Raw genomic sequence first — 20,192 nt, 5'->3', positions numbered from 1 at the left:
AGAGTCAAACAAAAGTCGAACATTGATAAATAAAAAATAAATATCATTCGGGAATTGGCGTTTTGTTCATTTCCAAGCTTAAAAACTTGTTATAGTTCTTCAAAAACAAGAGCTCCACTTTTCCGACCGGACCATTCCGCTGTTTGCCGATGATCAGCTCTGCGATATTTTGCTTTTCGGATTCCTCGTTGTAGTAATCATCGCGATACAAAAAGGTCACCACATCGGCATCCTGCTCAATCGACCCGGATTCCCGAAGATCGGATAACATCGGCCTTTTATCCTGACGTTGTTCCACGGCACGGGATAATTGCGACAAAGCGATCACCGGAACATCAAACTCGCGGGCCAGCAACTTCAAGGAACGGGAGATCTCCGAAATTTCCTGTTGGCGGCTGTCTCCGCCCCGGCCGGAAATCAGTTGCAGATAGTCGATCACCACGAGCCCCAAACCGTGTTCGGCTTTTAACCGCCGGAGTTTCGCCCGGATATCATACACCGTCACCCCCGGCGTATCATCAATAAAAATCGGTGCTTCGCTCAGCGTGCTCATCGCCATGGTTAGTTTTTCCCAATCTTCCTCATTCAAATTACCGGTCCTAAATGCTTGGGCATCGATATTCCCTTCCGCCGCCAACATCCGGGTCACCAGTTGGGAAGCCGACATCTCCAGGCTGAAAATCGCCACGGTCTTTCCGCTTCGCACCCCCACATTTTGTGCCAGGTTCAGTGCAAATGCCGTTTTTCCCATACTGGGACGCGCAGCCAGAATGATCAGCTCCGAACCTTTCAGCCCGGAAGTCATCCGGTCAAAATCGACAAAACCGGTCGGAATCCCGCTGATCCCGCCCTTGTTGAAATGAAGCGTCTCAATCTGTTCATAGGATTCCATCAAGGCATCGTGGATCGAAACAAAATCCTCCCCACGAACCGTCCGCTGTGAAATCTCCAAAATCTTTCTCTCTGCTTCATTCAAAATTTGAGTCAATTCGGCTTGGCCCGAATAACCGGACGCGGCAATTTGCGTGGCTGTGCGAATCAACCGCCGCAAAATGGCCTTTTCTTCCACGATTTTGGCGTAATACTCCACATTCGCCGCGGTGGGCACGGCATTGGCCAATTCGTTCAAATAAGGAACGCCGCCGATTTCGTCGAGCAGTTTCCGGTCATTCAATTCAGCCGTTAACGTCACCAGATCAACCGGTTCACCTTTTTCGTCCAGTTCATTCATCACTTGAAACAGTTTTTGATGAGCCTGGCGATAAAAGTCCCCCGGCTTTAATCGCTCATTCACGGTTGTTAACACAGAGGGGTCCAGTAAAACCGCTCCCAACACGGCTTGTTCCGCTTCCTGGTTGTGAGGGGGGAGCCGGTCCGCGAAAAGATCACTCATGATACATCCCTCCGATCCATAAAAAAGCACTCCAGATCAATGGAGTGCTTCCGCTCATTCTTCAACCACATGCACGGCGAGTGTCGCCGTCACTTCCGGATGAAGTTTCACGGGAACTTTCGTAACTCCAAGCGAACGGATGGGCTGATCCAATTGGATCTTTCTCTTATCCACATTCATTTGATGCTGTTTCTTCAATATCTCGCTGATTTGTTTGGAAGTGATGGAACCGAAAGTCCTTCCGTCTTTCCCCAATTTCATGGAGATAGAAACCTTCATCTTGTTCAGCTTTTCTGCCAAAGCCTCTGCCTCTTTCCGTTCTTCCTCTTTGCGCCTTTGTTCTCTTTGTTTTTGGTCTTTCAATGCATTCATGTTTCCCTGTGTGGCCGCCACCGCCATTTTCCGCGGAATCAGGAAATTTCGGGCGTACCCTTCTGCAACCTCTTTGACTTCCCCTTTTTTTCCGGTACCTTTCACATCTTTCAGCAAGATTACTTTCATCTGTTCACTCCCCCACTCTCCAAGATTTCATTCAACACATTCAGCAACTTTTCTTTCGCTTCCGCCAAAGAGACCTGTTCCAGTTGGCAAGCCGCATTGGTCATATGGCCACCGCCCCCCATTTTCTCCATGACCACCTGGACATTGATTTCTCCTTGAGACCGTGCACTGATGGAAACCAATCCGTCTTCTCTTTTGCCAATCACAAATGAAGCGCGGATTCCCTGCATATTGAGCAAAGTATCCGCCGCCTGGGCAATCAGCAATTGATGATATTCCTCATCTTCCTTTCCGAGAGCCACGGCAATGTTTTCAAAATAAATTTCGGTGTTTTTTATGATCTCCGCTCTTTTCACATAATGCCCCAAATCTTCCTTGAGCAGAGACTGCACCATCATCAGGTCCGCCCCGTGGCGCCGCAAGAACGAAGCCGCTTCAAAAGTGCGGGACCCGGCACGAAAAGCAAAATTTTTCGTATCCACCACAATACCGGACAACAAAGCGGTCGCTTCCAGCGTATCCATGGGCAGGCGGCCATCTTGGTATTGCAGCAGCTCCGTCACCAATTCACAAGTGGAAGAAGCATAGGGTTCCAAATACACCAGCACCGGATCCGAAACAAAATCTTCCCCCCGCCGGTGATGATCGATAACCACGACCCGTTTGGCCTTATCCAACAAACGGGGTTCCATCACGAGCGAAGGTTTATGCGTATCCACCAGAATCAACAAAGTGTCCGGATCATCCAGCCAATGCATCGCTTTTTCGGGAGAAATCAAATGATCTTTCAGGTACTCATGATTTTTCAAGGCCATCAGCAAGCGTTGAATGGAAAGGTTGTCTTCATCCTCATCCAATACGATCGCCGCTTCACAATCATGGAGGGTGGCAAATTTGACCACACCGACGGCCGCTCCGAGCACATCCATATCCGGGCGCTTATGTCCCATCACCAGAACCCGTTTGCTGTCGCGAAACAAATTGCTCATGGCATGGGAAATCACCCTTGCCCGGACGCGGGTCCGTTTTTCAACCGCATTGGTCTTTCCTCCATAAAAGGTAATCTGTTCTCCCGCGTGGACTGCTGCTTGATCGCCTCCCCGCGCCAGCGTGATGTCCAATGCCGCCTGTGCATTCTGGACTCTTTCCGCCATGGTTTGGCCGACACTGGCTGCCCCAATGCTCAACGTAATCGGAATTTTATTTTGACGGGTCATTTCCCGGACAACATCCAAAATTCCAAAACGGGATTTCATCAACTTCTCCAAGGATTTCTGTTGAGTGACAAAGAACATTTTATCCGTTTCAATTCGTTTGAGGGCGATATCATATTCCAGTGCCCATTTTGAGATCGCACTCGTCACGTTTGACAACAGCAAGGTACTTTCCTGATCCGTCAAACCTTGACCGGCTTCATCAAAGTTATCCAAGTGAATAAATCCCAAAACGGCCCTGTCATCATGCAACTGCTTTTTCAAACGGCTCAACTCGGTGACATCCCAGAAGAAGTACAACCGTTCTTCCGACTGGGGAGTGACTTGATAGATATGCTCCCCCAGCTCCATGGTAAAGCTCCCCTCTTTTTCCGAAGCATGTTGTTTCAAGGAGGGAAGCACTTCACCGATTTCCTTGCCCACCATTCGGTCAAGCCCTGTCATGCGCTCGACAAAGGTGTTATGCCACTCGATTTTTCCGTCCCGGTCATAAAGCAGGATCCCCAGCGGCAACTCATCCACCGCCGTCTGTCCCGCGTTCTTCACCCGGTTTCCAAGCGTCAGCACATACTCGGTAAAATCCTTGCGAAAGGCACGCTCGGCCCGGTACAAGACCCATGCCAACACCGTAAAAAAAACGAGACCGATCACTCCATAGATCCATTTGTACGTCGATAAAAGCGCAATCAAAATCAGGCTGAAACACATGGCAAAAACCATGTGATAGCCATGCCATCTTTGTATTACAAACTTCGGCATCCTATACACCCTCAAACTATCCGATGCATCACAATATGCAACCGTTTCTCCTTCTTATTTTACCCTAGTTGACACAAGGAGCAACTCCCCTTGTGAAACATCCGCGGTTCCATAAAGTACCTGTTGTCATTTCTGCATTCTTTTCCGCAAGGGTGTTCCTGTATCAATCATCCCCATCAGCAAAATAACAAAGGAAACCGGGGGAAACCACGCCAACAAAACCGCCGGTGCCAGCCACACCATGCTTTTTCTTTTTTGTTTCAGCAAAAACGCAATCAATGACAAGCCTTGGATAAAAAACAAGACATGCAAAATCAGCAGGGCGCTGATGATCCAATGGAAATTTTTCCCGTACTCCTCCGTGACCGCAAGCCACTGCAACAGCAACACAATGACAAAAAAATAAAAGAATACCTTCGGCAAACGCCACTCATAAAACGGAGGGAGCGATTTGCTTTCATATCCTTTGGATACGAGCCGTCTTTTGGCGACCGCAAACGTTATCAATACCATGGGCAATAAAGCCATCAACAAAAAGATGAGCACAAAAGCTTCCAACGGCGGGATGATTTCCCCGGGCACCGACACTCCCGATTCTTGCAAAATTTTTTGGGCCTGATGCCATTCATTCAACCACAGGGCATTTAACCGGTCAAAAAACCCGAAGGCCCATTGCATCACACTCATGGTCATGACGGAGACGATCAATCCGCTGACCAATCCGCCCAATACCACATCGGTTCCGGTCATCCTGGTTTGGGCGTATAAGCTTCCCATCACCACGCCGACGCACCCGGCCGAAACACCGAGCAGGATGTACCAAAGCGGAATGCCGATGAGAAACATGATGAAGAGGCCCAATAGCGGAACAACCATTGCACTGACCGGCTGTTTCACGCGCAACATAAAAAAAGGAAAAGGAATGATCCACAATGCAAGCCATTGGATAAAAGGAATGTGAATGGAGGCCAGCAAGAAGAGAAACAGCCCTGTGTACAGGAAGCTGTCTTTTATCCAACCTTTGTCCATTTGCGGCAAATATCCGTCACCTCTTGTTTAGATACTCGTCCAGTTTTGACAAATCACCATACCATTTCTCCAGCTGGTGCCCGTCCCGGGCGTGTTCACGCAACTTTTGCGAAACCGATTGATCCAATTCACTGAAAGAAAAACCCATTCTCCGTGCCAATACATACACCGAAATCACCAAGCTGGACAAACTGTCTATCATCAAATGCTGATTGGCTGAATAAATCGCCCGGAACAAAGCGGCAATTTGATCCAGGATTTCTGTCTTCAACCAATCCACAATCTTTATGCTCTTTGCGAATTGTAACCCCCGCTCAGGCCGACTCATTGGTTGCACTCCTCCAAAACCCAACATATTTAGGAGAAGTTTCCACAGATGATTCGCGTTTTCCTGCTTTTTATATGAAAAACAGGGGCGTCATCCACCCCTGCTCTCGATCAATCATTGGTATATGGCAACAGAGCCATTTGACGTGCACGTTTGATCGCACGTGTCAACTGGCGTTGATATTTGGAACTGGTTCCCGTTACACGACGGGGTAAAATTTTGCCGCGTTCGCTGATAAACTTGCGCAGCAAATCAACATCTTTGTAATCGATGTATTCGATTTTATTCGCTGTAAAGTAGCAAACTTTACGGCGCTTATTCCCACGACGGCGTGCCATGAGACCATCCCTCCTCCCTTAAACCGTTTTTGTGCTCAGAAAGGAAGATCATCGTCAGAGATATCAATCGGTTGTCCGTCATCGGCAAAGGGGTCATCCAACGGCGTGTTCTGGCTGTAACTGTTTCCGTTCCGACTGTTGTCAGAAGCTCCAAAAGCACCGCCGGATTCCGCATTCCGGTTGCGCGGTTCCAAGAACCGGACATCTTCCGCAACGACATCGGTTGTATAGACCGTCCGTCCTTCCTGGTTCTCATATTTTCCGGTTTGCAAACGTCCGTCAATCCCAACCAACGAACCTTTCCGCAAATAGTTGGCACAGTTTTCCGCCAAATTCCGCCAAGCGACAATATTGATAAAATCTGCTTCACGTTCGCCGCGCTGATTCAAGTAATTCCGGTTCACCGCAACATTGAATCGCACCACGGCGATACCGCTCGGAGTGTAACGAAGCTCCGGATCCCGCGTCAAACGCCCGACCAGGATGACCCGATTTATCATGACAAACCTCTCCCTTTCCCGTGATCAACCTTTGAATCTATTCCAACGTTCCAATTATTTTTTCTCGTCCACATTGATGATCAAATGACGCAAAATGTTGTCATTGATCCGGATCGTGTAATCAAGCTCGTCAATCACTTCGGCATCCGCTTGGAAGTTCACAACGGTGTAATAGCCTTCGCGATAGTGATTGATCTCGTAAGCAAAGCGGCGTTTTCCCATGTCATCGGTATCGGTGATTTCACCTTTGTTTGCTTTGATGGTTTGCGCCACTTTATCACGGGTTGCCTGCAATGTTTCTTCATCCACATCCGGACGAACAATATACATCATTTCATAGCTGTGTTGCATCTCTTTCCACCTCCTTCTGGACTTTCGGCCCTGCCTTCCCGGCAGAGCAAGGAGCGTATCATCGCCCATGTACAATACGATATTTAATTCTAACAAAGCCACCGTCATAAATCAATACGGGGGATGCGCATCCGGCATTGAAATTTTTGCTCTTTCCGGTTTTCTCAACCTTAAACATTAAAACGGAAAGTGATAATGTCTCCGTCCTGGACGATATAATCTTTTCCTTCCAACCGGAGCAATCCTTTCTCCCGGGCATTGGCCAGGGATCCGGAGCGGATCAAATCCTCATAGGACAAAACCTCCGCACGGATAAACCCGCGCTCAAAATCGGAGTGGATCACCCCGGCGGCTTGCGGCGCTTTCGTTCCTTTGCGGATGGTCCAGGCGCGCACTTCTTTTTCCCCCGCCGTAAAGTAGGTCATCAATCCCAACAGGCGGTAGGCCGCCGCAATCAACCGGTCCATTCCGGAAGAACGGAGTCCCAGCTCTTCCAGGAATAATTGCCGCTCTTCCTGATCCAACTCGGCGATTTCTGCTTCCACCTGCGCACTGATCGGAACCACTTCAGCCCCTTCCGCAGCTGCAATCTCTTTGACCACCCGGACATATTCGTTATTCTCCGGATCGGCGATATCCGACTCGTTCACGTTGGCTGCATACAGCATATTTTTCATGGTCAGCAGGTTTAAGCTTTTGATCATTTTTTTCTCATCCGCGTCCAATTCCACCGTGCGGGCCGGTTTTCCCTCTGCCAACGCCTCTTTTAAACGCGTCAGGATGTCAAATTCCAAAACCGCTTCTTTATCTCCGCTTTTCTTGATGCGTGCCACGCGGTCCAGCCGCTTTTCCACGGTTTCCAAATCCGCCAATACCAGCTCCAGATTGATCGTCTCAATGTCACCGGCCGGATCCACTTTTCCCGCGACATGCGTGATGTTTTCATTTTCAAAACAGCGAACCACGTGGATAATCGCATCCACCTCGCGGATGTGGGACAAAAACTTGTTTCCCAATCCCTCCCCGCGGCTGGCTCCTTTGACCAACCCGGCAATGTCGACAAATTGAAAGGAGGTGGGTATGACTTTTTGCGGACCCACAATTTCTGCGATTTTCTCCAGTCGTTCGTCCGGAACGTCAACCACGCCCACATTCGGGTCAATGGTGCAAAACGGGTAGTTGGCTGATTCAGCCCCTGCTTGGGTGATGGCATTAAATAGAGTGGATTTCCCCACATTGGGAAGTCCGACGATTCCTGTTGCTAACGCCACATCGGCTCCTCCTTGCTATTTATAAAATGGTTTTTCGCACCGGATTTTTATGCCCCGTCAATCCTCGTCCATTATAGCGTAAAACGGGAGGTCTCTTCCATCCGCAAAAAGAAAACCTCCCTCCCGGGCCGATTCAGGGAGAGAGGTTCTCTTATTCCGAGTCTTTTGCCGAAACCAAAACCCGCTTCATTCTTCTTTCAAACCGGCTGCGCGGCAACAAGACACTATGGTCACAGCCGGTGCATTTCATCCGGATATCTGCGCCCATGCGAATCACTTTCCAGGCATTTGTTCCGCATGGATGAGGTTTTTTCATCTCCACAATGTCCCCTAAGCCAAATTCCTTCCTCTGCAATCGGAATCACTCTCTTTACTATTTTATTGCTTCATTATAGAAAGAGACCCGTTAAAATTCAACCGGACATTCCGGAGGCTCCCCGCCTCTTTTGACAAGACCGGTTTCCCGGAACCGGATCCCAAATGAACCGGCCGCTGGACCGGCAAACAAAAGCTTGCGATGAAGCTTGCAGCGATCCATTCTTCTTTTCCTCTGAATCTATTTATATTTCATTTTAAAAGAATCCGCCTTATTTTACGCCTGTGGGACTTTTCGGCATGTATATTTTCTTCTCTCCAGCCGTATACTGAATTTGAGATTTCAGAGTAAAGGAAGGGATCCCCCGAATGCGAGAAACGATGCCTCCGCGGTTCAGCGCGAAACCCCCCGGCCTTTTTCGGGTGGAATACAGTGATCCGTATGCTCCACATCAATTTTCAAGCCAATTGCAAAAATTAATGTCTGTTTTTTTTCCATTTGAAGAAGTCGTCTGTGTCTCCATCGGGACGGACCGTTCCACGGGGGATGCGTTGGGTCCGCTGGTCGGCTCCCTTTTGGAGAAAGATCTTCCCGATTCACTTTCGGTGTACGGAACACTGGATGCGCCCGTTCATGCACTCAATTTGAAACAAACCCTTTCAAAGATTAAAGACGCTCACCCTCATGCACTGATCATTGGCATCGATGCGTGTCTCGGACAAATGAAAAACGTGGGTTGGATTCAAGCGGGGCCGGGGCCTGTGAAACCCGGGGCCGGCGTCCATAAAAAATTGCCGGAAGTGGGCCAGATTCATATCACCGGCATCGTCAACGTGGCAGGATTTATGGAATACTTTGTCCTGCAGAATACGAGGCTGAATCTGGTCATGAAAATGGCCGAGCTGATTTCCTCATCCATCAGACGAGCCGTGTGCAATCTGTCGGAAGAAAAACCTGTGTATTTGCAACCATAAAAAAGGCGCCTTTTTCGGCGCATGACGCGTGGGAAAGTCCTTTCCCAAAACAGCCGGAACACTCTTGCGGCAGGACGGCAAAACTTGTGGAGATTTACAGGGAATAGGCCTTACTGATGTCCCGCACCGCAGCAAGCAATTGATCCACTTCATCCCCGGTGTTGAAATACCCCGGACTCACCCGTACCGTTCCTGTTTTCGTCTTCAGACCGCGATGTTTCAGTGCCGCACAATGAAAACCCGCGCGCACCGCCATTTGATAATGCTGATCCAAGATCATGGCCACTTCATGACTGTCCACACCCTGAACATTAAATGAAATCACAGGCAAAGCGGGCGGGGCGTCCGTCACCAGTTCCACCCCGTCGATCCCCCTCAATCCTTCCCAAAGCTGCCGGGTCAAAGCTTGTTCATGCTCACAGACCGCCTCGACACCGGTTTTTAATAAAAAATCAACCCCTTTTCCCAATCCCGCAACTCCGGGGGTATTGGGAGTGCCGCTTTCAAAACCCGTCGGACGGATTTGCGGCTGTTCCATCTCTTCCGATTTCGTCCCGGTTCCCCCTTGCATCCAGGGAGTTAACGGAACATTCGGGGCCACATATAAACCTCCCGTTCCTTGCGGTCCCAATAAGCTTTTGTGTCCGGGAAATGCCAGCATGTCAATGGGCATTTGATCGAGTTGGTACGGAAACAAACCGGCGGTTTGGGCTGCATCCACCAGATAATAAATCCCCTGTTCACGGGCGAACTCTCCGATTTCCAACACCGGCAGGCATTCTCCCGTTACATTGGATCCATGGATGGTGACCAACAAGCGGGTATTTGGACGAATCTCTTGTTTGATCGCCGAAACCCAATCGCCATTGGCATCCACATCCACCACACTCACACCGATTCCGTGATGATCCTGCAACCAAAAGGCGGGGCGTGCCACGGCATTATGTTCCCATCCCGTGATCACCAAATGGTCCCCTTCTTTCAATAATCCTTTCAACGCCATATTGATGGCATGGGTGGTGTTGAAACAAAACAACAGATGCTGTGGATCATGAACCCCCAGCAATTCAGACAATCGTCCCCGCGTCCCTTCAATGATGTCTTCCGCTTTTCGGGCCAGTTGATGCCCGCCGCGCCCGGGATTGGCTCCCGCATGCATGATCGCTTGTTGCACAGCTTCCGCCACTTCCGGAGGTTTCGGCCAGCTGGAAGCCGCATTGTCAAAATAAATCATGGTTCGTTTCTCCTTTGACTGTTAATCCGTCATCACCTGATCCCGGTTTAACATTTCAATTAAACGTTCCAGTTCCCGTTCGGAATAATATTCGATTTCAATTTTTCCTTTTTTCTTTCCGTGTTTAATGCGCACCGGCGTGCTGAACACTTGCTGTAACATGTTTTCATATTGTTTGATAAAAGGATCTGCCGCTTTCTTCTTTTTCTTTTCCTTTTTCGGAACGGATTGATTCAATTGCTGCACCCATTCCTCCAGTTGGCGGACACTGGGCTTTTCTTTTTTTGCTTTTTCCGCCAGTTTCTTCATTAAATCACGGTCTTTGATCCCCAATAATGCCCGGGCATGCCCCATGGACAATGTTCCACGTGAAACATCCTCCTGAATCTCCGGCGGCAGTTGAAGCAAACGAAGGAAATTCGCGACATGAGGCCGGCTTTTTCCAACCCGCGCCGCCAACTCTTCCTGCGTGATGGATAAATGCTCCATCAATTTTTGATAGGCACGCGCCATCTCAATGGGATTCAAGTCCTCCCTCTGAACATTTTCAACCAAAGCGATTTCCATCATCTGTTCATCGGTAAAATCGCGCACCACCACCGGAACCCGTTCCAGCCCGACTTCTTGGGCAGCCCGGAAACGACGCTCTCCCGCCACAATTTCATATCCGCGAATGCTTTTTCTTACGATTAACGGTTGGACAACCCCGTGTTGCTTAATGGACTCTGCCAATTCCTGCAGGGAGTCGGGATCAAACTCTTTACGAGGCTGATAAGGGTTGGCGCGCAACTCGGAAATCTCCGCTTCATGGACGGTTTCATCCCCGTCCTCCACATCAATCGGTTGAAACAGCGCACCCAATCCCCGTCCCAAACCTTTAGAATTGCTCATTATTCATCACCACTTCTCTGGCCAGTTGATTATAACATTCCGCACCCCGGGAGCGGGCATCATAAATCGTGATCGGCTTGCCATGGCTGGGAGCCTCACTCAGCCGGACATTCCGCGGAATCACCGTTTCATAAACTTTTTGTTGAAAATACTTTTTCACTTCTTCCATCACTTGGACTGACAGATTGGTGCGCCCGTCAAACATGGTCAACAACACACCTTCAATTTCCAGTCCCTTGTTCAAATGTTTTTGTACGATGCGAATTGTATTTAATAGTTGTCCCAATCCTTCCAAAGCATAAAACTCGCATTGGATGGGAATCAGGACAGATTTGGCAGCTGTTAACGCATTCAGCGTAATGATCCCCAACGACGGAGGACAATCGATAAAAATGTAATGATAATGTTGGGCTGCATTTTTCAATGCTCTTTTTAACCGCAATTCCCGTGAGATGGCCTGAGACAGTTCAATTTCAACCCCTGCCAACTGAATGGTTGCGGGAATAATCGATAAATTCTCAACCTCAGTGGGCAAAACCACCTTTTCTGCCGGAACTTCATCCACCAAAATGTCATATACACACTGCTTCACGTCCGCTTTGTTGATCCCGAGTCCACTGGTCGAGTTCCCCTGCGGATCAATATCCACCAGTAAAACCTTTTTCCCCATCGCCGCAAGGCTTGCCGCCAGATTGACTGAGGTTGTCGTTTTCCCAACGCCCCCCTTTTGGTTTGCGATTGCAATTACTTTGCCCATTATCCCACCTCATTTTCGGACTTTTTGTTTTCCGAACCACACCGCCGAACCAGCCTATGTACGAAAAGAAAATGAGGCGAATCATTGCCTCACAGACCCATCCATTTCTCCTCTTATTTTAATGATAAAAAAGAAAGAAAAAAAGATAAAATCAAATTCAGAAACCCGTTTTCCGTCACTTGGGAAGGCGGATGATCACTTCAACAAAATTTTCATGTTCCCGCTCATCCACCATGACATCCATGCCTGTTTTCTTCACCAGATCCACCGATTGGCGGATGGTGTTCATGGCAATGCGAAAATCACGCGTGACCGACTTTCGTTTGGCTTGCTGTTTATTGGTTTCTTTGACCAGAAGCTTTTTGACCCGTTCTTCCGTTTGCTTTACATTCCACCCTTTGGCCAAAATCTCTTCCAGGACTTGTTGTTGTAAAAACCCCTCTTTTAACGGAAGGAGCGCCCGTGCATGACGTTCAGTGATCATCCGTTTCTGCAATGCTTCCTGCACTTCGGCCGGCAACTGCAAAAGCCTCAATTTGTTGGCGATGGTCGACTGCCCTTTTCCCAACTTTTGCGCGAGGCCTTCCTGTGTCAACTGGTGAACCTCCATCAACCGTTGATATGCATGTGCTTCTTCAATGGCTGTCAATTCCTCACGCTGCAAATTTTCAATGAGGGAAGCCGCCGCCGCTTGATGATCATCCATCTCCCGAATCACTGCAGGAATCCGGTCCAGCCCCAATTTTTTTACCGCACGCAATCTGCGCTCACCTGCAACCAACTCATAACAGCGTTCGGTGCGGCGCACCACGACAGGCTGAATAACCCCGTGCATACGGATGGTTTGGCACAATTCATCAATTCGTTCCTCATCAAAAATCGTGCGGGGTTGATAGGGACTGGGTTCAATTTCATTTACGGGAATCTGCATGACTTGATCCGGATGAACCTCTTGTTCTTGTTCTTTCTCTTTCAGACCGAATAATCTCGTGAAAGACTGTCTCATGAACACAGACACCACCTTACGGTCAACTCAGGTCACGGAATCACCTAATATACCTTTTCGCTTTGATCGTTCAACCCCCTTCTTTCCCGAAACATTATAGAAAAAGATTCACATGTTCCACGTGGAACATGACCGGTTTCGTTGTATGATATGAGAGGAAAGTTTATCATGCCAAACCCGTTCCTTTCACCATTTGGTTAAAAAACAGGGGAGAATCCGGAAACTTTATCGTGGAAAGAAAGGTCTGATACATCGACGCAAACCTTCTCCCCCTGCCTTTCGATATAAAAGAATTTACAAATCTAAAAAACCCGTTATAAGCTGGTGAAGATTCACTTTATTCTGTTGACCCTTTACCTTCACAATTGATAGAATCGTGGGAAGAAGGGGATTTCATCACTTGAGGAGGATATTTCAAAAATGAGCGTACCTGTATACATAGGAAATGACCAAGGATACTATGGTACCAAAGTAGTGACCCGGGCGAATGGAAAGTTTTATAAAATGTTCATCCGGAACATGGTTGTGCCAAACCGTGTGGGGGAAATCACCTATAACAACGATCCCCATAACATCATGTATCGGGAACATGAAGGGGACCGCGAATGGTTCTGCGGAAAGCTGGCCATTGAGCAAGCCGGGGATGACGAACTTTTCGATTCACACAAACGTCGTCTCTTCAGCCCGACCTGGTTCCGGGAACAAGAATACTTGATCATGTTCCGTGTCAGCACCGGCCTCATGCTGCAAGGATCGACGGAACCGGTCGTTGCGGTGGCCCTGCCGACGGACAACTACATCGATTACAAAGATGAATTGAAACGCCGTCTCATCGGGAAACACAGTTTTGAAGTGAAACAAGGGAACTTACCTTGGCGCAAAATCGAGTTTGAAATTAAACAGGAAAACCTTTTCGTTATCAGTCAACCCATGGCAACCTTGTTCCACATCGCCTTGGACCGCGAAGGAAAACTGCTCAATGAAGACTTGTTTATCCAAAAAGTGAGCATCAACGATTTGGGCTTTGGTACTTCGGACATCGAAACCCTGCACGGGGAAACGATCATCAAACGCCAAAGCTTCACCTCCCGCCATGCTATGTTGGGCGTTTACCAAAACCTGACGAAGCGCTTGCTTGAATTCACCCGGAACGCGGATAAAGACGGAAACGGAAAAGAGTATCCGTTATGGAGCCTGCCTAGGATCGTCCGTTCCGGCGAAATCAGTTTCAAAGGAAAATCATATGATGTCAGTGCCATCGTTCAGGAATCGATCAAGGAAGTGGGCGAAGCTTTGGTGGATGAAGTCTGGCACCGCCTGGATTATGGTGACGACATCACTTATATCATCCTCACCGGCGGAGCTTCGATTCCGTTCAAACCATTTTACCGGGAACGCTTCGGCGATAAACTGATCTTCTCCGAAGACTATGGAATCGAAGCCCAATTTGCCAACGGCTTCGGATTGTGCAAATTTGCCCAATCCAAAGCGCGCACCGCATCATCCAAAGAAATGATGGAAGCGGCAGCCTCCATTCACCAAGAGTTTAACGTTCCTGATAAATTCGGGGACACCCAGCAAAAGAAAGATCGGAAATCCGGGAAAAAATAAAAAAGCGATTCACCCCCCAAGGAAATCCTTGGGGGAAAACTTTTCATGGGCTTTCCATTGAGGAAATTTGTCAAATAAACAAAAAAAATTATAGAGATTGTCGCTGAAAAAAGAGATAATAATTGAGAAAGAAGGTTGGAAGGGATCAGGCGACTATAAGGAGGGTGGAGTAGATGTCACAATTTGAATCCCAATTCGATTGCATTCTTATCGGTACGGGCAATTCGGGAAAAGCGGCTGCCGATGCACTCAAAGAAAAGGGGAAAAACGCACTGTATATCGAATTGAAACCCGAGATGATTGCAACGTTAATCAGTCAACAAGCAGTCGGGCAATCCACCGGATCAAGCGACCCCTCCTCACGAACAGATACGCATGGAAACGGGGAAATCTTTGTACAAAAGCAAACCTTACATACCAATCATCTTGAAACCAACACATATACATTCCAAAGCAAACCGGTTGAAGATTTTTCTTATCAAACCGACTCTTTTTATGATGAATCGTCTCAGGCCGACCAAAGCTCCAGCGCCAAAGACATGGAGATCATCGAAGCTCAAAAAGTGGAATATGCGCCTCCCCACTATTCTTTTTTCACCAATCGCGGCCCTTTACGCAAAAAAACTTTGCGCCGTAAACAAAAGTTGAATTTCCAGGAACCATCGGAAACAGGGGATGAATATCCGGTATACCACTTGGAACGGGTTCAGTTGGGGAAAGAGGAAGAATCAAGCAACCACGGGGAAGATCCCTGGAATCCGCCTTTTATCGACGAAGATCAGGAAAAACAAGAAGAGATGCTTCTGGAAAGGGAACCAAAACTTCGCAAAAAACGGACAAACAATCAGTGGATCCATTCATTCAACCAGGATGCCGAGGAATCGCCGATGCAATCAGACCGTTCCTCTTTTTCGCCGGAAACGTACGGAACTTCGGATGACCCGTTTTCTTCCGACTCGTTCCCTGATTTTTATTCGAACGGATTCGATGCGGAGTCCGACAATAACCTTCCATCGGATTATTTCAAACCAAATGAACAAAGCAAAGACAACCCGTCAAACGAACTCGTCCCGTTTGAGCCTTTTTCGCCGCGCCGCCGGGTCCGCCAGGGAAAGCGAAGCCGATTGCAAAAAAAGCGGGGAGCACTTGCGGAAAAAACAAACCAATCATTGACGGAAAACCATCAACAACAAGGAAACCAGTCAATGCTGTTTTCAGAAGAACACGCCACCCATGAAAAGCACCCCATCTTTCCCAACGGTTCATCCGGTGTCCAATCCTTCGGGATTGAAGACAAGATCGAGGCGCAACAACCGGTTTCCGCTTTTCAAACGAATGAAAGTGAAGAATCTGCATCCAGTTTGAAACGGGATGACATTGAGTTTGAAGATGCTTATGGTGGCTACAGTTCGTGGGAAGAAATCATGACCCCTTATTCCCAAAACAGCCGGAAGCGCCAAGAAATCGATAAAATTGAGAAGAGAAAAATCGCTTTGCGTGGATTGCACAATTTAATCAATAATATGGGTTAATTAAAGAAGCCGAATCACTCCCTGACTCCAAGAGCATTCGGCTTTCTTTTTATATATGAAACAGACTTTTTAAACCAATGGTTGTTTGGCCGGTGTCCCTGCTTTCCGCGGATAAGCTTTGGGCGTATGATCCCGCTTTTTCATCCACAGCAGACTGCGCGTCCCCATCTCTTCCGGCAAACGAAACTGCTTCACATCCAGCGTCGTTTTCCCGAGGGTGTGCAAAGCCTTGCCCGCTTCTTCCATTTCCTCTCTCACATCCGGCCCTTTCATGGCGATGAAATGCCCCCCCACTTTGACAAACGGCAGGCAATATTCGGCCAATACATTTAACCGGGCGACCGCACGCGCCGTGGCCAAATCAAAACTTTGCCGGAATCCTTTTTTCTTTCCAAACTCTTCAGCCCGTCCATGAATGCATTCCACCCGGGTCAATCCCAATTCCCCCACAATTTCGTTTAAGAAGTTGACCCGTTTTTTCAGCGAATCCAACAAAACCACCTGCAAATGGGGAAAAGCAATCTTTAATGCCAATCCCGGGAAACCGGCACCAGTCCCCACATCGATCACGGACCGGACACGATTCAACGGAATGACGCGGGCCAAGGTTAATGAATCATAAAAATGCTTGATGTAGACTTCCTTTTCTTCCGTGATTGCCGTTAAATTCATCACTTTGTTTTTTTCAACCAAGAGCTCATAATACCGGTGGAACTGCCGGAGCTGTTCATGGGACAGATAAATGTCCCATTCCGCTGTTTCTTGTTGCAACCAACTCCCCCAATGCATCCCCTGAAACCTCCTTTAAAAAAGCCTGACAAACTTGTCAGGCTTGATTTTCCGATATGGCATAAGCTTTTCCGCCTTGCTCGATATGCACCATCAAAATGGATATGTCCGCAGGATTCACCCCGGAAATTCGCGAAGCCTGGCCCAAAGAAACCGGCTGTACTTCTTTTAATTTTTCCCGTGCTTCCGAAGAAATTCCCGAGATTTTGTCATAATCCACCCAATCGGGAATCCGTTTTTCTTCCATACGGCGCATTTTTTCAACTTGCTGGAGCGCTTTTTTGATATAACCTTCATATTTCAATTGAATTTCCACTTGCTCCATGACATCCGCCGGGAGCGGCTCAGGCGGCGGGGACATGCTGGCAATTTCTTTATATCCCAATTCGGGGCGTTTGATTAAGTTTGCCAGTTCCACCGCATTGTTGATCTCCGAGGTTCCCATTTCCTTCAGGATCGCTTGGACTTCCGGTTTCGGCCGGACTTTGGTTTCCCTCAGGCGTTGAATTTCCTTTTGGATCAATTCTTTCTTTTTGACAAACCGCTGATAACGCTCTTCCGGAATCAACCCGATTTCATAGCCCAATTCCGTCAAACGCAAATCCGCATTGTCATGCCGGAGCAACAAGCGGTATTCCGCCCGTGATGTCAACAGCCGGTACGGTTCATTGGTCCCTTTGGTGACCAGGTCATCAATCAAAACACCGATGTAAGCTTGCGAACGGTCCAAAATCACGGGTTCCTTGCCTTGCACTTTTCGAGCGGCATTGATTCCGGCCATGATGCCTTGTGCGGCCGCTTCTTCATAACCGGAAGTTCCGTTCAATTGACCCGCGGTAAACAAGTTTTTCACCAATTTTGTCTCCAACGAAGGCCAAAGTTGCGTCGGAACGATGGCATCATATTCGATGGCATAGCCGGTACGGAGCATTTCTGCCTTTTCCAGTCCTTTGATGGTGTGAAGCACTTTTAACTGGACATCTTCCGGCAAGCTGGTGGAAAGCCCTTGGACATACATTTCTTCCGTGTCCCGTCCCTCCGGTTCGATAAAAATCTGGTGCCGCCCTTTGTCGGCGAACCGGACGATCTTGTCTTCAATCGACGGACAATAACGGGGCCCCCGCCCTTCAATCATCCCGGAATACATGGGGGCGCGGTGCAAATTTTCCCGGATGTAACGGTGCGTCTCTTCATTGGTGTATGTCAGCCAGCAAGGCAGTTGATCAGTGATGTATTCCGTCGTTTCATAGGAGAAAGCCCGTGGTTCCTCATCTCCCGGCTGAATGGTCATCTTGCCGGTGTCAATGGATCGTTTATTCACCCGGGGCGGGGTGCCGGTTTTAAACCGGACCATTTCAAAACCGAGTTCTTTCAAATGATAAGCCAGTTGGATGGAAGGCTGTTGGTTATTCGGGCCGCTTTCATAACTGATATCCCCGATGATGATTTTGCCGCGCAAATAGGTTCCGGTCGTCAAAATCACCGTTTCGGACAGATAGCGGGTTCCGGTCCGGGTGATGACGCCTTTGCACACGCCGTCTTCCACAATCAGCTTTTCCACCATTCCTTGCTGCAAACGGAGATTGGGCGTTGATTCCAGGGTTTTCTTCATTTCTTGCTGATACAGCACTTTGTCGGCTTGTGCCCTTAACGCATAAACAGCCGGCCCTTTCCCCGTATTTAACATCCGCATCTGGATATGGGTTTTGTCAATATTTCTCCCCATTTCTCCACCCAGCGCATCAATCTCACGCACCACATGGCCTTTGGCCGGGCCCCCGATCGAAGGGTTGCATGGCATGTAAGCGATGGTATCCAAACTCAGGGTCAACAGCAGTGTGGAACAACCCATCCGGGCCGCGGCCAAGGCCGCTTCGCATCCGGCATGACCGGCACCGATTACAATCACGTCAAATTTTTGGGATTGGGATGCATCCCTCATCCTGCTCACCTCTCTTTATTTGCCCAAGCAAAATTGCGAAAAAATCTGGTCGATCAAATCTTCGGAGACGGAGTCCCCAATGACTTCGCCCAACGATTCCCAGGCATTTTTCAAATCAATCTCCACCATATCCAGCGGAACCCCCGAATCAATCCCTTCGATCACATCTTTCATACTTGTCAAAGCTCTGCGAAGCAAGTGGATATGCCGGGAATTGCTGACATACGTGGCATCGGCAAGTTCCACTTTTCCCAACTGAAACAGCCGGGTAATGGCTTCTTCCAAATCCTCTATTCCCCGGTCCTCTTTGACGGAAGCGGAAATAATCGGAACGTCGCCGGCCAAGCGCTTCACTTCATCCAATTCGATTTGCCGGGGCAAATCTGTTTTGTTCACAATGATGATCGAACTGTGCTCCTTAATCAGCGAAAGCAGCTCCCGGTCCAACGGGGTGAGGGGTTCGGCGTAATTTAACAAAAGCAACACCAAATCCGCCTGTTTCAATGCTTGGCGGGAACGTTCCACCCCGATCCGTTCCACCACATCCTCGGTCTCGCGGATTCCGGCTGTGTCCAACAGTTTGAGGGGAATTCCCCGCACATTGACAAATTCCTCAATCACATCCCGTGTGGTTCCCGGGATGTCGGTCACAATGGCCTTGTTTTCATGGGTCAAAGCATTCATCAGCGATGACTTGCCGACATTGGGACGCCCCACGATTGCCGTTTTGATTCCCTCCCGGTAAATTTTCCCTTGGCGGGCGGTTTGAAGCAACCGTTCAATTTCACCGGAAATGTAAACACAGCGCTCACGCAAAAATCCGGCCGTCATCTCTTCGGCGTCATACTCCGGATAATCCACATTGACCGCAAGATGGGCAAGGGTTTCCAAAATTTCGCTTCTCAGTCGTTGAATCAAACGGGAAAGTTTCCCGTCATGTTGGGACAGAGCCACTTTTGCGGCACGGTCCGTTTTGGCGCGGATCAAATCCATGACAGCTTCGGCCTGGGACAAATCAATCCGGCCATTTAAAAAAGCCCGTTTGGTAAACTCGCCAGGCTCCGCCAATCTTGCTCCATGATCCAACAGGATTTCCAACGTTTTTTGAACGGGAATCATCCCGCCATGACAACTGATTTCAACCACATCTTCCCGGGTGAATGTTCGTGGTGCGCGCATCACGGTCACCAGCACTTCATCGACCCGCTCTCCCGCTTCCGGATCCACGATATATCCGTAATGGACGGTATGCGAAGGCACCTTGTCCAGAGATTTTTTTCCTTGATATATCTGATCTGCAATCGAAATGGCATCGGGTCCGCTGACACGGATCACCGAAATGCCCCCTTCCCCCACGGGGGTGGAAATCGCTGCAATGGTATCGGTCTCCATTTTTTCACACTCCAACATGATTCCTAATACTTAATCTTAGCATAATCCGATTCATTCAATCAAA

20 protein-coding genes are annotated in these 20,192 nt (G+C 48.6%); 3 read left to right on the top strand and 17 right to left on the bottom strand.

Annotated features, from left to right (window positions below; genetic code table 11):
- Nucleotides 1-43: 43 nt before the first annotated feature.
- From dnaB to NYE37_RS01255, 10 genes are all read right to left on the bottom strand, one after another.
- Nucleotides 44-1,393, bottom strand: coding sequence for a replicative DNA helicase (dnaB, locus tag NYE37_RS01300; RefSeq protein ID WP_037998192.1), 1,350 nt, complete (start codon nucleotides 1,391-1,393; stop codon nucleotides 44-46).
- Between the two features lie 54 nt (nucleotides 1,394-1,447).
- The gene (gene rplI / locus NYE37_RS01295; protein WP_037998194.1) at nucleotides 1,448-1,894 is read right to left on the bottom strand and encodes a 50S ribosomal protein L9; all 447 of its coding nucleotides are present in this window, start codon (nucleotides 1,892-1,894) and stop codon (nucleotides 1,448-1,450) included.
- On the bottom strand, nucleotides 1,891-3,867 hold the full coding sequence (locus tag NYE37_RS01290) for a DHH family phosphoesterase (protein WP_037998197.1): 1,977 nt from the start codon (nucleotides 3,865-3,867) through the stop codon (nucleotides 1,891-1,893). The genes rplI and NYE37_RS01290 overlap by 4 nt, the downstream gene beginning before the upstream one ends.
- A 126-nt stretch (nucleotides 3,868-3,993) precedes the next feature.
- Nucleotides 3,994-4,896 (bottom strand): DUF2232 domain-containing protein, encoded by a 903-nt coding sequence (locus NYE37_RS01285; protein ID WP_231855196.1) that lies wholly within the window; start codon nucleotides 4,894-4,896, stop codon nucleotides 3,994-3,996.
- A 16-nt stretch (nucleotides 4,897-4,912) separates the two neighbouring features.
- Complete coding sequence (locus NYE37_RS01280) at nucleotides 4,913-5,224, bottom strand: MazG-like family protein (RefSeq protein WP_037998200.1); 312 nt, start codon at nucleotides 5,222-5,224, stop codon at nucleotides 4,913-4,915.
- A gap of 110 nt (nucleotides 5,225-5,334) precedes the next feature.
- On the bottom strand, nucleotides 5,335-5,562 hold the full coding sequence (gene rpsR / locus NYE37_RS01275; RefSeq protein WP_037998203.1) for a 30S ribosomal protein S18: 228 nt from the start codon (nucleotides 5,560-5,562) through the stop codon (nucleotides 5,335-5,337).
- Between the two features lie 35 nt (nucleotides 5,563-5,597).
- A complete protein-coding gene (gene ssb / locus NYE37_RS01270) occupies nucleotides 5,598-6,062 on the bottom strand; it encodes a single-stranded DNA-binding protein (RefSeq protein ID WP_037998204.1) in 465 nt (154 codons plus the stop codon).
- A gap of 54 nt (nucleotides 6,063-6,116) precedes the next feature.
- On the bottom strand, nucleotides 6,117-6,413 hold the full coding sequence (rpsF, locus tag NYE37_RS01265; RefSeq protein WP_037998208.1) for a 30S ribosomal protein S6: 297 nt from the start codon (nucleotides 6,411-6,413) through the stop codon (nucleotides 6,117-6,119).
- A gap of 170 nt (nucleotides 6,414-6,583) precedes the next feature.
- Nucleotides 6,584-7,684: a redox-regulated ATPase YchF gene (ychF, locus tag NYE37_RS01260; protein WP_037998211.1), complete on the bottom strand. Its 1,101-nt coding sequence runs from the start codon at nucleotides 7,682-7,684 to the stop codon at nucleotides 6,584-6,586.
- Between the two features lie 151 nt (nucleotides 7,685-7,835).
- A complete protein-coding gene (locus tag NYE37_RS01255; protein ID WP_037998213.1) occupies nucleotides 7,836-8,039 on the bottom strand; it encodes a DUF951 domain-containing protein in 204 nt (67 codons plus the stop codon).
- A 329-nt stretch (nucleotides 8,040-8,368) separates the two neighbouring features.
- On the opposite strand from NYE37_RS01255, the gene yyaC reads away from it, so the two are divergent.
- A complete protein-coding gene (gene yyaC / locus NYE37_RS01250) occupies nucleotides 8,369-8,974 on the top strand; it encodes a spore protease YyaC (RefSeq protein WP_082240796.1) in 606 nt (201 codons plus the stop codon).
- A 94-nt stretch (nucleotides 8,975-9,068) separates the two neighbouring features.
- On the opposite strand, the gene NYE37_RS01245 is transcribed toward yyaC, so the two are convergent.
- The 4 genes from NYE37_RS01245 to noc all read right to left on the bottom strand — a co-directional run bounded on the left by NYE37_RS01245 (nucleotide 9,069) and on the right by noc (nucleotide 12,868).
- Nucleotides 9,069-10,208 carry an aminotransferase class V-fold PLP-dependent enzyme gene (locus NYE37_RS01245; RefSeq protein ID WP_340711721.1) on the bottom strand — a complete coding sequence of 380 codons (1,140 nt, stop codon included), beginning with the start codon at nucleotides 10,206-10,208 and terminating at the stop codon, nucleotides 9,069-9,071.
- A gap of 21 nt (nucleotides 10,209-10,229) precedes the next feature.
- On the bottom strand, nucleotides 10,230-11,099 hold the full coding sequence (locus NYE37_RS01240; RefSeq protein ID WP_037998216.1) for a ParB/RepB/Spo0J family partition protein: 870 nt from the start codon (nucleotides 11,097-11,099) through the stop codon (nucleotides 10,230-10,232).
- On the bottom strand, nucleotides 11,086-11,856 hold the full coding sequence (locus NYE37_RS01235) for a ParA family protein (RefSeq protein WP_049720741.1): 771 nt from the start codon (nucleotides 11,854-11,856) through the stop codon (nucleotides 11,086-11,088). The genes NYE37_RS01240 and NYE37_RS01235 overlap by 14 nt, the downstream gene beginning before the upstream one ends.
- A gap of 175 nt (nucleotides 11,857-12,031) precedes the next feature.
- Nucleotides 12,032-12,868, bottom strand: a complete 837-nt coding sequence (noc, locus tag NYE37_RS01230) for a nucleoid occlusion protein (RefSeq protein WP_340711720.1) — start codon at nucleotides 12,866-12,868, stop codon at nucleotides 12,032-12,034.
- A gap of 414 nt (nucleotides 12,869-13,282) precedes the next feature.
- On the opposite strand from noc, the gene NYE37_RS01225 reads away from it, so the two are divergent.
- On the top strand, nucleotides 13,283-14,473 hold the full coding sequence (locus NYE37_RS01225) for a ParM/StbA family protein (protein ID WP_037998222.1): 1,191 nt from the start codon (nucleotides 13,283-13,285) through the stop codon (nucleotides 14,471-14,473).
- Between the two features lie 173 nt (nucleotides 14,474-14,646).
- The gene (locus tag NYE37_RS01220) at nucleotides 14,647-16,005 is read left to right on the top strand and encodes a hypothetical protein (protein ID WP_340711719.1); all 1,359 of its coding nucleotides are present in this window, start codon (nucleotides 14,647-14,649) and stop codon (nucleotides 16,003-16,005) included.
- A gap of 69 nt (nucleotides 16,006-16,074) precedes the next feature.
- Here NYE37_RS01220 and rsmG read toward each other — a convergent pair whose 3' ends face one another.
- The 3 genes from rsmG to mnmE are packed head-to-tail and all read right to left on the bottom strand — an operon-like array spanning nucleotide 16,075 to nucleotide 20,128.
- Nucleotides 16,075-16,794, bottom strand: a complete 720-nt coding sequence (gene rsmG / locus NYE37_RS01215; protein WP_037998227.1) for a 16S rRNA (guanine(527)-N(7))-methyltransferase RsmG — start codon at nucleotides 16,792-16,794, stop codon at nucleotides 16,075-16,077.
- 37 nt (nucleotides 16,795-16,831) lie between these two features.
- Nucleotides 16,832-18,736 (bottom strand): tRNA uridine-5-carboxymethylaminomethyl(34) synthesis enzyme MnmG, encoded by a 1,905-nt coding sequence (gene mnmG, locus NYE37_RS01210; RefSeq protein WP_037998229.1) that lies wholly within the window; start codon nucleotides 18,734-18,736, stop codon nucleotides 16,832-16,834.
- Nucleotides 18,737-18,751: 15 nt separating this feature from the next.
- Nucleotides 18,752-20,128, bottom strand: a complete 1,377-nt coding sequence (gene mnmE / locus NYE37_RS01205) for a tRNA uridine-5-carboxymethylaminomethyl(34) synthesis GTPase MnmE (protein WP_037998232.1) — start codon at nucleotides 20,126-20,128, stop codon at nucleotides 18,752-18,754.
- Nucleotides 20,129-20,192 lie beyond the last annotated feature (64 nt).

The organism is Thermoactinomyces sp. FSL K6-2592 (assembly GCF_038006465.1).
In the GTDB taxonomy this organism is placed as follows: Bacteria; Bacillota; Bacilli; order Thermoactinomycetales; family Thermoactinomycetaceae; genus Thermoactinomyces; species Thermoactinomyces vulgaris.
Note: the sequence above shows the minus strand (reverse complement) of the source record. Positions and strands in the feature narration are given on the sequence as shown.

Bases quoted from the DNA above. Each gene is read 5' to 3' on its own strand.
- dnaB (WP_037998192.1), bottom strand. From the start codon at position 1,393: ATGAGTGATCTTTTCGCGGACCGGCTCCCCCCTCACAACCAGGAAGCG.
- rplI (WP_037998194.1), bottom strand. From the start codon at position 1,894: ATGAAAGTAATCTTGCTGAAAGATGTGAAAGGTACCGGAAAAAAAGGG.
- NYE37_RS01290 (WP_037998197.1), bottom strand. From the start codon at position 3,867: ATGCCGAAGTTTGTAATACAAAGATGGCATGGCTATCACATGGTTTTT.
- NYE37_RS01285 (WP_231855196.1), bottom strand. From the start codon at position 4,896: ATGGACAAAGGTTGGATAAAAGACAGCTTCCTGTACACAGGGCTGTTT.
- NYE37_RS01280 (WP_037998200.1), bottom strand. From the start codon at position 5,224: ATGAGTCGGCCTGAGCGGGGGTTACAATTCGCAAAGAGCATAAAGATT.
- rpsR (WP_037998203.1), bottom strand. From the start codon at position 5,562: ATGGCACGCCGTCGTGGGAATAAGCGCCGTAAAGTTTGCTACTTTACA.
- ssb (WP_037998204.1), bottom strand. From the start codon at position 6,062: ATGATAAATCGGGTCATCCTGGTCGGGCGTTTGACGCGGGATCCGGAG.
- rpsF (WP_037998208.1), bottom strand. From the start codon at position 6,413: ATGCAACACAGCTATGAAATGATGTATATTGTTCGTCCGGATGTGGAT.
- yyaC (WP_082240796.1), top strand. From the start codon at position 8,369: ATGCGAGAAACGATGCCTCCGCGGTTCAGCGCGAAACCCCCCGGCCTT.
- NYE37_RS01245 (WP_340711721.1), bottom strand. From the start codon at position 10,208: ATGATTTATTTTGACAATGCGGCTTCCAGCTGGCCGAAACCTCCGGAA.
- NYE37_RS01240 (WP_037998216.1), bottom strand. From the start codon at position 11,099: ATGAGCAATTCTAAAGGTTTGGGACGGGGATTGGGTGCGCTGTTTCAA.
- NYE37_RS01235 (WP_049720741.1), bottom strand. From the start codon at position 11,856: ATGGGCAAAGTAATTGCAATCGCAAACCAAAAGGGGGGCGTTGGGAAA.
- NYE37_RS01225 (WP_037998222.1), top strand. From the start codon at position 13,283: ATGAGCGTACCTGTATACATAGGAAATGACCAAGGATACTATGGTACC.
- NYE37_RS01220 (WP_340711719.1), top strand. From the start codon at position 14,647: ATGTCACAATTTGAATCCCAATTCGATTGCATTCTTATCGGTACGGGC.
- rsmG (WP_037998227.1), bottom strand. From the start codon at position 16,794: ATGCATTGGGGGAGTTGGTTGCAACAAGAAACAGCGGAATGGGACATT.
- mnmG (WP_037998229.1), bottom strand. From the start codon at position 18,736: ATGAGGGATGCATCCCAATCCCAAAAATTTGACGTGATTGTAATCGGT.
- mnmE (WP_037998232.1), bottom strand. From the start codon at position 20,128: ATGGAGACCGATACCATTGCAGCGATTTCCACCCCCGTGGGGGAAGGG.